The following is a 7,641-nucleotide window of genomic DNA, read 5'->3' on the forward strand; positions in this document are numbered from 1 at the left end:
CCGGGTGCACCGGGCCGGTGCCCGGCGGCGTCCTCCGAGGCCCGAGCGACGGCGCGCGTCAGGCCGCGGGGGTGCCGGCGAGGGAGCCGGTCAGCTCGCCGCCGCCCGCCCGGTCGACGAAGCAGTAGTAGCTGCGCTCGCCCGCGTCCCACTGCTCCTGGGTGACGGGGAACGCACCGGCGACCTGCACGTCGCCGTAGGTCTCGGCCGCGGCGACGTCCACGACGCCCTGCGCCTGGCAGAGCGAGGAGACGGTGACGGCCAGGGCGTCCTGGCCGGGGAACACCGCGTCTGTCAGCTCCGCGGTGGCGACGAGCTGGGCGGAGTGGGCCCCCGCGCAGTCCACGACGGTGAACTCCTCCGCCCAGACGGAGTCGAAGGGCTCGACGCACTCGCCGCCGAGGAGCGCGCTCCAGGCCCAGGTGCCGACGGGCAGCGGTCCGACGGTCGGGAGGGTCGCGGTCGGCGTGGGCGAGGGGGTCGGCTCCGCCGTGGGCGTCTCGCTGACGACCGGGACGGCCTGCGGCTCTGCTCGGCCGCCGGCGCTCCCGACGGCGATGCCGATCGCGAAGAGCCCGGCGAGGAGGATCACCGCACCCGCCGCGATCAGGCCGATCAGGAGCCGGCGTCGGCTGAGCGTGCGCCATGCGGGCGCTCCGGCGGGCGCCGAGTCGCGCTCGCGGCTCTCGGGTCGGGACCGGGCGGAGCGGCGCTTCCGCGGCGGAGCGGCGTTGACGTGGGCGGCCGCGGGAGCGGTGCGGAAGGGCGCGGGCTCGGCGCGGTCGGCGGGCTCGGCGGCCGGCTCGAGGTTCCACGAGTAGGCGCCGGCGGTCTCGCGCCACAGCTCCTCGTCGCCACCGTCATCGTCGGGCTCGTCCTGCGGAGCGACGACCTGCTCCCACACGGGCGGCTGGTCCCAGTCCCCTCGCGGGTCGGGCCACTCGTAGACGGCGGGCGGAGTCGGCTCGCGCGGAGTCGGAGGGGTGGCGCCGACCGGGCGTCCGTCGGCGGGGTAGGGGACGCCGGAGCGGCCCGCCGGGTCGACGTCGGCCGAGGATCCGGCATCGGGCTCGTCGTCCGGCCGGTGCGCGCTGCGCAGTCCGGCGGGGGCGGTCGGCAGGTCGGCGGGAGGGTCGGTGTGCGGCAGGACCGGGCGCACGGAGTCCGCCCCGCGGCGGTGCACCTCGGTGCGGCCGGCATCGGTGGAGGCGTCGGAGCCGGAGCCGTCGGCGTTGTCGTCGCGGAGGGGGGCGAAGAACGCGTCGAAGGCGTCCTCGTCGGAGTCGTCCTCGTCGGAGTCGTCCTCGTCGGACACGTCCGCGTCGGAGGCACTCGTCTCGCGGGCAGTCGTCCCACCGGCACCCGTCTCGCGGGCACTCGTCTCGCGGGCATCCGTCTCGGGCGCTCCCACGGCGCGGGCTCCCGCGTCGGGGACTCCCGTGTCGCCGCCCCGAGAGCTCCGTCCCTCGGCGGAGACGCCGTCGCGGTCGGAGGAGCGCTCCGGCTCCACGACCGTTCCGCGGTCGGCGTCGGCGTCCTGCACCTCCACCCGAGCGGAGTCGTCCGCGGGTTTCGGGAGGTCGCCGCCGGCCTCCTCGGCGGCGGGCGTCGCGCTCAGCACGGGCTCCCCCGGCCACAGGCCGACCGGAGCGGCGGGGGCACGGGGCGGCGCGGCGTCGGAGTCGCTGTCGCTGTCGCTCGACGACGGTCCGGCCGCGTCGGCGGAGGAGGCCGACTCGCTCGCAACGCTCCGCTCCTCCGCTGACGCGTGGGCCTCGTCGGCTGCGGACTCAGCAGGACCGGACGTCCGCTCCGCGCGCGACTCCTCCACGGGAGGGACGGGGCGGGGCGAGTCGAAGATGCTCTTCAGGCGGCCGCCGCTGAGCTGCTGGAGCAGCCACTCGCTGCTGCCGACGGGACGCTCCGGCTCGGGTCGCTCCGGCTCGGCACGCTCCGGCTCGGCACGCTCCGGCTCGGAGGCCTCCGATCCGGCAGGCTCCGGCTCGCGGCCCTCGGACCCGCGGCGCTCCGGCTCCGGGTGCTCGCCGCCTCCCGGGCCCCCGCCGCGTCCCCCCTCGTCGACCATCAGCTCAGGCCGAGGTCGGCCAGACCGATCGCGGCGAAGTACGGGTAGCCGGCGTCCTCGATGATCTCGCGGGCACCGGTCGCGCGGTCGACGACGACGGCGACTCCTGCGATCTCGGCGCCGACCTTCAGCAGGGCCTCGATCGCCTTCAGCGGCGAGCCGCCGGTGGTGGACGTGTCCTCGACGACGACGACGCGCTTGCCCTCGAGGTCGGGGCCCTCGACCTGCCGGCCGCGGCCGTGGTCCTTGGGCTCCTTGCGCACGACGAACGCGTCGTAGGCGAGACCGCGGGCGGCGCCCTGATGGAGGATCGCGGCGGCGATCGGGTCGGCTCCCATGGTGAGGCCGCCGACGGCGTCGACGCGCTCGAGCGGCGCGATGAGGTCGAGCATGACCTGCCCGATCAGCGGCGCGACCCGGTGGTCGAGGCTCACGCGGCGCAGGTCGACGTAGTACGACGCCTTCTTGCCGCTCGTGAGGGTGAAGTCCCCGTGGAAGACGGCGTCGGAGCCGATGTACTCGATGAGCTGCTGGCGTGCGTCGGTCACGCGCCTACTCTACGGGGCGACCCCTCCCCCGCTCGGGAGCGCGCCCGCTGCGGCGTGCTCGCCCGCCTCGTCGCCTCCTCCGCGGAACTGCGTCATGTAGAGCTCGTAGTAGGCGCCGCGCTGCTTCAGGAGCGCCTCGTGCGCGCCCTGCTCGACGATCCGGCCCGACTCCATCACCAGGATGGTGTCGGCGTCGCGGATCGTGGAGAGCCGGTGCGCGATGACGAACGAGGTCCGGTCGGTGCGCAGCGCGTTCATCGCGTGCTGCACGAGCAGCTCCGTGCGGGTGTCGACCGAGGAGGTGGCCTCGTCGAGGATCAGCAGCGACGGGTTCGCGAGGAACGCGCGCGCGATCGTGATCAGCTGCCGCTCGCCCGCCGAGACGCTGCCGCCGTCGGCGTCCAGCACCGTGTCGTAGCCGTCGGGCAGCTGGCGCACGAAGCGGTCGACCATGGTGGCCTTCGCCGCATCGACGATCTCCTCGTCGGTCGCGTCCAGGCTCCCGTAGCGGATGTTCTCGCGGATGGTGCCCTGGAAGAGCCACGCGTCCTGCAGCACCATGCCCACGCGCGAGCGCAGATCGCCGCGCGCGAGGCTCGTGATGTCGACGCCGTCGAGCAGGATGCGCCCTCCGGTGAGCTCGTAGAAGCGCATGACCAGGTTGACCAGCGTGGTCTTCCCCGCCCCGGTCGGACCGACGATGGCGACCGTCTGCCCGGGCTGCGCGGAGAAGGTCAGGTCCTCGATCAGCGGCTGCTCCGGGTCGTACGAGAACGAGACGCCCTCGAACTCCACGTGGCCGTCGGTGCGCTGCGGGAGCGACGCGGTCGCCGTCTCCGGCTCCTGCTCCTCGGCGTCGAGCAGCTCGAACGTGCGCTCGGCCGAGGCGACGCCGGACTGCAGCATGTTCGCCATGCTCGCCAGCTGGGTCACCGGCTGGGTGAACTCGCGCGAGTACTGGATGAACGCGGTCGCGTCGCCGAGCGTGAGCTGACCGGAGGCGACCCGCAGGCCGCCGACCACGGCGATGAGCACGTAGGAGAGGTAGGAGACGAAGGTCATCGCGGGCATGATCATGCCCGAGACGAACTGGGCGCCGAACGAGGCGGTGTAGAGGCTGTCGTTGCGGCGGTCGAACTCCTCGAGCATCTCGCGGTCGCGGCCGAAGGCGCGGACGATCTCGAGCCCGGAGAAGGTCTCCTCGATGTGGCCGTTGAGCGCGCCCGTGTTCTTCCACTGGGCGGCGAAGAGCTTCTGGGAGCGGGCGCCGATCACGCCCGCGATCACGCCCGAGAGCGGGATCGAGATCAGCGCGATCAGCGCGAGCTGCCACGAGACGATGAACATCATCGCGGCGATGCCGATGATGGTGAGCACCGACTGCACCAGCTGCGAGAAGGCCTGCTGCAGCGCCGTCTGGATGTTGTCGACGTCGTTCGTGACGCGCGACATCACGTCGCCGCGCTGCCGGGTGTCGAAGAAGCGCAGCGGGAGGCGGTTGAGCTTCGCCTCGATGTCCTGACGGAGGCCGAAGACCACCCGCATCACGAGGCCGTTGAGGATGTAGCCCTGCGCCCACATGAGCACCGACGCGACGACGTACATCAGCAGCACGATGATGATCAGGCGGCCGAGGACCACGAAGTCGATGCCCGCGCCGGGCACGATGTCGGTCTTGGCCAGCATGTCGGCGAAGGTGCCGTTGCCCGAGGCGCGCTGCTGCTCGATGATCTGCTCGAGCGGGACGCCGGCGGGGAGCTGGGAGCCGATCACGCCGTTGAAGATCGTGTCCATCGCCTGCCCGAGGATCTTGGGCGCGATGACGGTGAGGACGACCGACAGCGAGACCAGGGCGACCACGAGGACCATCCGGGCGCGCTCGGGGCCGAGCAGCGAGAAGAGGCGCTTGGCCGAGGGCCAGAAGTTCTGCGCCTTGCGGGCGGGCGGCCCGTCCCCGAACATGCCGCCGTCACCCTCGCCGGGCTCGAACTCGGGCTCGGGGGACGTCGTCTCCTCGGGGGCGGTGGTGTCGCGTGTGCGCGCCATCTCAGGACACTCCTTCGACGCTCAGCTGGGATTCGACGATCTCGCGGTAGGTCGCGTTCGTCTCGAGGAGCTCGTCGTGCGTGCCGCGGCCGACGACGCGGCCCGCGTCGAGCACGACGATCTGGTCGGCGTGGCGGATGGTCGACACCCGCTGGGCCACGATGATCACGGTCGCGTCGGTGGTGGCGTCGGCCAGCGACTCCCGCAGCCGCGCATCGGTCGCGACGTCGAGCGCCGAGAACGAGTCGTCGAACAGGTAGACCCGCGGCTTCGCGACGAGGGCCCGCGCGATGCAGAGCCGCTGGCGCTGCCCGCCGGAGACGTTGGTGCCGCCCTGCGAGACCGGCTCGTCGAGCCCGTGCTCCTTGCTCCGCACGAAGTCCTCGCCCTGGGCGATGCGCAGCGCCTCCCACAGCTCGGCGTCCGTCGCGTCGGGGCGGCCGAAGCGCAGGTTCGAGGCGATCGTCCCCGAGAAGAGGTAGGGGCGCTGGGGCACGAGCCCGATCACCTCGGCGAGCTGCGCCCGGTCGAGGGAGGAGACGGGCACGCCGTCGATCGTGACGGTGCCCTCCTGCGGGTCGAACAGGCGCGGCACGAGGCCGAGCAGGGTCGTCTTGCCGGCGCCGGTGGAGCCGACGACGGCCGTGGTGCGGCCCGGCTCCGCGACGATGTCGATACCCGAGAGCACGGGGCGCTCGGCGCCCGGGTAGCCGAAGACGACCCCGGAGAACTCGACGCGGCCGCGCGCGGGCGTCGGGACTCCGCCCTCGGGCGTGGTGAGGCTGGTGCGGGCGTCGAGCACCTGCTGGATCCGCTCGGCGCAGACGACCGCGCGGGGGATCATCATCACCATGAAGACGCCCATCATCACGGCGGTGAGGATCTGGAGGAGGTACTGCAGGAACGCGGTGAGCGAGCCCACCTGCATCTGACCGGCGTCGACCCGCTGCCCGCCGAACCACAGCACGGCCGCGGTGGCCAGGTGCAGGATCATCATGATCGCGGGGAACATCAGCACGAAGATGTTGCCGACCTTGATCGACACCTCGGTGATCGCCGCGTTGGCCTTGCGGTACCGCTCGGACTCGAACGGCTCGCGCACGAAGGCGCGCACCACGCGGATGCCCGTGATCTGCTCGCGCAGCACGCTGTTGATCCCGTCGATCCGGTCCTGCATGAGGCGGAACAGCGGCAGCAGCAGGAACACCAGGAAGCCGACCACGACGAACAGCAGCGGCACCGACACCCAGACGAGCCAGGAGAGGCCGGCGTCCTCGCGCAGGGCGAAGACGATGCCGCCGACGCACATGATCGGCGCGGAGACCATGAAGTTGAGGGTCATCAGCACGAGCATCTGCACCTGCTGCACGTCGTTCGTGCCGCGGGTGATCAGGGTGGCCGTGCCGAAGCCGCCGACCTCGAGCCCGCTGAGCGAGTCGACGCGGCGGTAGACGTCGCGGCGCAGGTCGCGGCCGACGGACATGGCGGTGCGGGCGCCGAAGTAGACGGCTCCGATCGCCGCGGCGACCTGCACGACGCAGACGCCGAGCATGGTCATGCCGGTTCCCCAGATGAAGTCGGTGTCGCCGCGGCCGATGCCCTGGTCGATGATCTCGGCGTTGAGGCTCGGCAGGTAGAGCGCGGCGAGCGTCGCGACGAGCTGCAGCACGACGACGGCGGCCACCCAGCGCGCGTAGGGCTTCGCGTAGGCGGAGGCGAGGCGGAGCAGGATCATGGGTCCTCCGGAGGGGCGGAGCAGGAGCGGGAGGGGAGGGGACCGGGCTGGGGAGCGCGGAGCGCCGGGGAGCCCGTCGGGCCCGCACGGCGCGGGCGGCGGCGGCGTCCGGACGGCACAACGAACGGCCGGTCGGGACGGCGCTAGACAACCATCGACCACCGACACCGGTTCCGCAATCCGCCGAGGGGATGACTCCCCCGGCCCGCGGCCGCCGGGACGCGCGGAGGACGCGCAGGAGACGTGTCGGCGGCGGCTCCTACACTTCCAGGATGCGCATCGCCACCTGGAACGTGAACTCCATCCGGGCCCGCACCGGCCGCGTCGTCGACTGGCTCGTGCGCGAGGACGTGGACGTCCTCGCCATGCAGGAGCTCAAGTGCAAGCCCGAGCAGTTCCCGCACGAGGCCTTCGCCGACGCCGGCTACCACGTCGAGATGGTCGGGCTCAGCCAGTGGAACGGCGTCGGCATCGCCTCGCGCCTGCCGATGGACGACGTGCAGATCGGCTTCCCGGGCATGCCCGGCTTCGCGAAGGAGGCGGCGGCCGACGGCTCCTTCCCGCTCGAGGCCCGCGCGATCGGCGCCACGGTCGACGGCGTGCGCGTCTGGAGCCTCTACGTCCCGAACGGCCGCGCGGTCGACGACCCGCACTACCTCTACAAGCTCGAGTGGCTCGCGGCCCTCGAGGCGAGCACCCGCGAGTGGCTGGCCGCCGAGCCCGACCTGCCGCTCGCCCTGGTCGGCGACTGGAACGTCGCGCCGCTCGACAGCGACGTGGGCGACCCGAGCCTCGGCCCCGGATCCACGCACGTCTCGATCCCCGAGCGCGCCGCCTTCGCCGCCTTCGAGGACGCGGGCCTGCGCGACGTCGTCCGCCCGCTCGTGCCCGAGGGCTACACCTACTGGGACTACAAGCAGCTCCGCTTCCCGCGCAACGAGGGGCTGCGGATCGACTTCGTGCTCGGCTCCCCCGCGTTCGGCGACCTCGTCACCGGCGCCTCGATCCACCGCGACGAGCGCAAGGGCGACGCCCCGAGCGACCACGTCCCGGTGGTGGTCGACCTCGACCTCGAGACGACCCTCGACGACGACCGCCCGATGATCTTCTGAGCATGGCCTCGTCGAAGAAGAAGCGCGCGCGGGCCGAGGCCGCCTCGGCCCGCGCGCGCTTCTTCTTCGACGAGGCCATGCTCAGAAGATCATCGGGCGGTCGTCGTCGAGGGT

Annotated in this window: 5 protein-coding genes; 1 reads left to right on the plus strand and 4 read right to left on the minus strand. The window is 72.7% G+C overall.

Annotated features, from left to right (window positions below; genetic code table 11):
* Positions 1-58 precede the first annotated feature (58 nt).
* The 4 genes from C5C99_RS17530 to C5C99_RS09560 are packed head-to-tail and all read right to left on the minus strand — an operon-like array spanning position 59 to position 6,415.
* Positions 59-2,086, minus strand: coding sequence for a hypothetical protein (locus C5C99_RS17530; RefSeq protein ID WP_104340006.1), 2,028 nt, complete (start codon positions 2,084-2,086; stop codon positions 59-61).
* Positions 2,086-2,634, minus strand: a complete 549-nt coding sequence (pyrE, locus tag C5C99_RS09550; RefSeq protein WP_104225724.1) for an orotate phosphoribosyltransferase — start codon at positions 2,632-2,634, stop codon at positions 2,086-2,088. The genes C5C99_RS17530 and pyrE overlap by 1 nt, the downstream gene beginning before the upstream one ends.
* 9 nt (positions 2,635-2,643) lie before the next feature.
* Entirely contained in the window at positions 2,644-4,680 is a 2,037-nt protein-coding gene (locus C5C99_RS09555) for an ABC transporter ATP-binding protein (protein ID WP_104338726.1), read from the minus strand.
* Between the two features lies 1 nt (position 4,681).
* A complete protein-coding gene (locus tag C5C99_RS09560) occupies positions 4,682-6,415 on the minus strand; it encodes an ABC transporter ATP-binding protein (RefSeq protein ID WP_104239193.1) in 1,734 nt (577 codons plus the stop codon).
* Positions 6,416-6,687: 272 nt separating this feature from the next.
* Here C5C99_RS09560 and C5C99_RS09565 point away from each other — a divergent pair, with 272 nt between their 5' ends.
* Positions 6,688-7,527 carry an exodeoxyribonuclease III gene (locus C5C99_RS09565; protein ID WP_104340007.1) on the plus strand — a complete coding sequence of 280 codons (840 nt, stop codon included), beginning with the start codon at positions 6,688-6,690 and terminating at the stop codon, positions 7,525-7,527.
* Positions 7,528-7,641 lie beyond the last annotated feature (114 nt).

Source organism: Rathayibacter sp. AY1C4, from assembly GCF_002932195.1.
GTDB lineage: Bacteria > Actinomycetota > Actinomycetes > Actinomycetales > Microbacteriaceae > Rathayibacter.

What these genes read in the sequence shown, in the direction of transcription:
- C5C99_RS09555 (WP_104338726.1), bottom strand. Translation starts at nt 4,680, where the DNA reads ATGGCGCGCACACGCGACACCACCGCCCCCGAGGAGACGACGTCCCCC.
- C5C99_RS09560 (WP_104239193.1), bottom strand. Translation starts at nt 6,415, where the DNA reads ATGATCCTGCTCCGCCTCGCCTCCGCCTACGCGAAGCCCTACGCGCGC.
- C5C99_RS17530 (WP_104340006.1), bottom strand. Translation starts at nt 2,086, where the DNA reads ATGGTCGACGAGGGGGGACGCGGCGGGGGCCCGGGAGGCGGCGAGCAC.
- C5C99_RS09565 (WP_104340007.1), top strand. Translation starts at nt 6,688, where the DNA reads ATGCGCATCGCCACCTGGAACGTGAACTCCATCCGGGCCCGCACCGGC.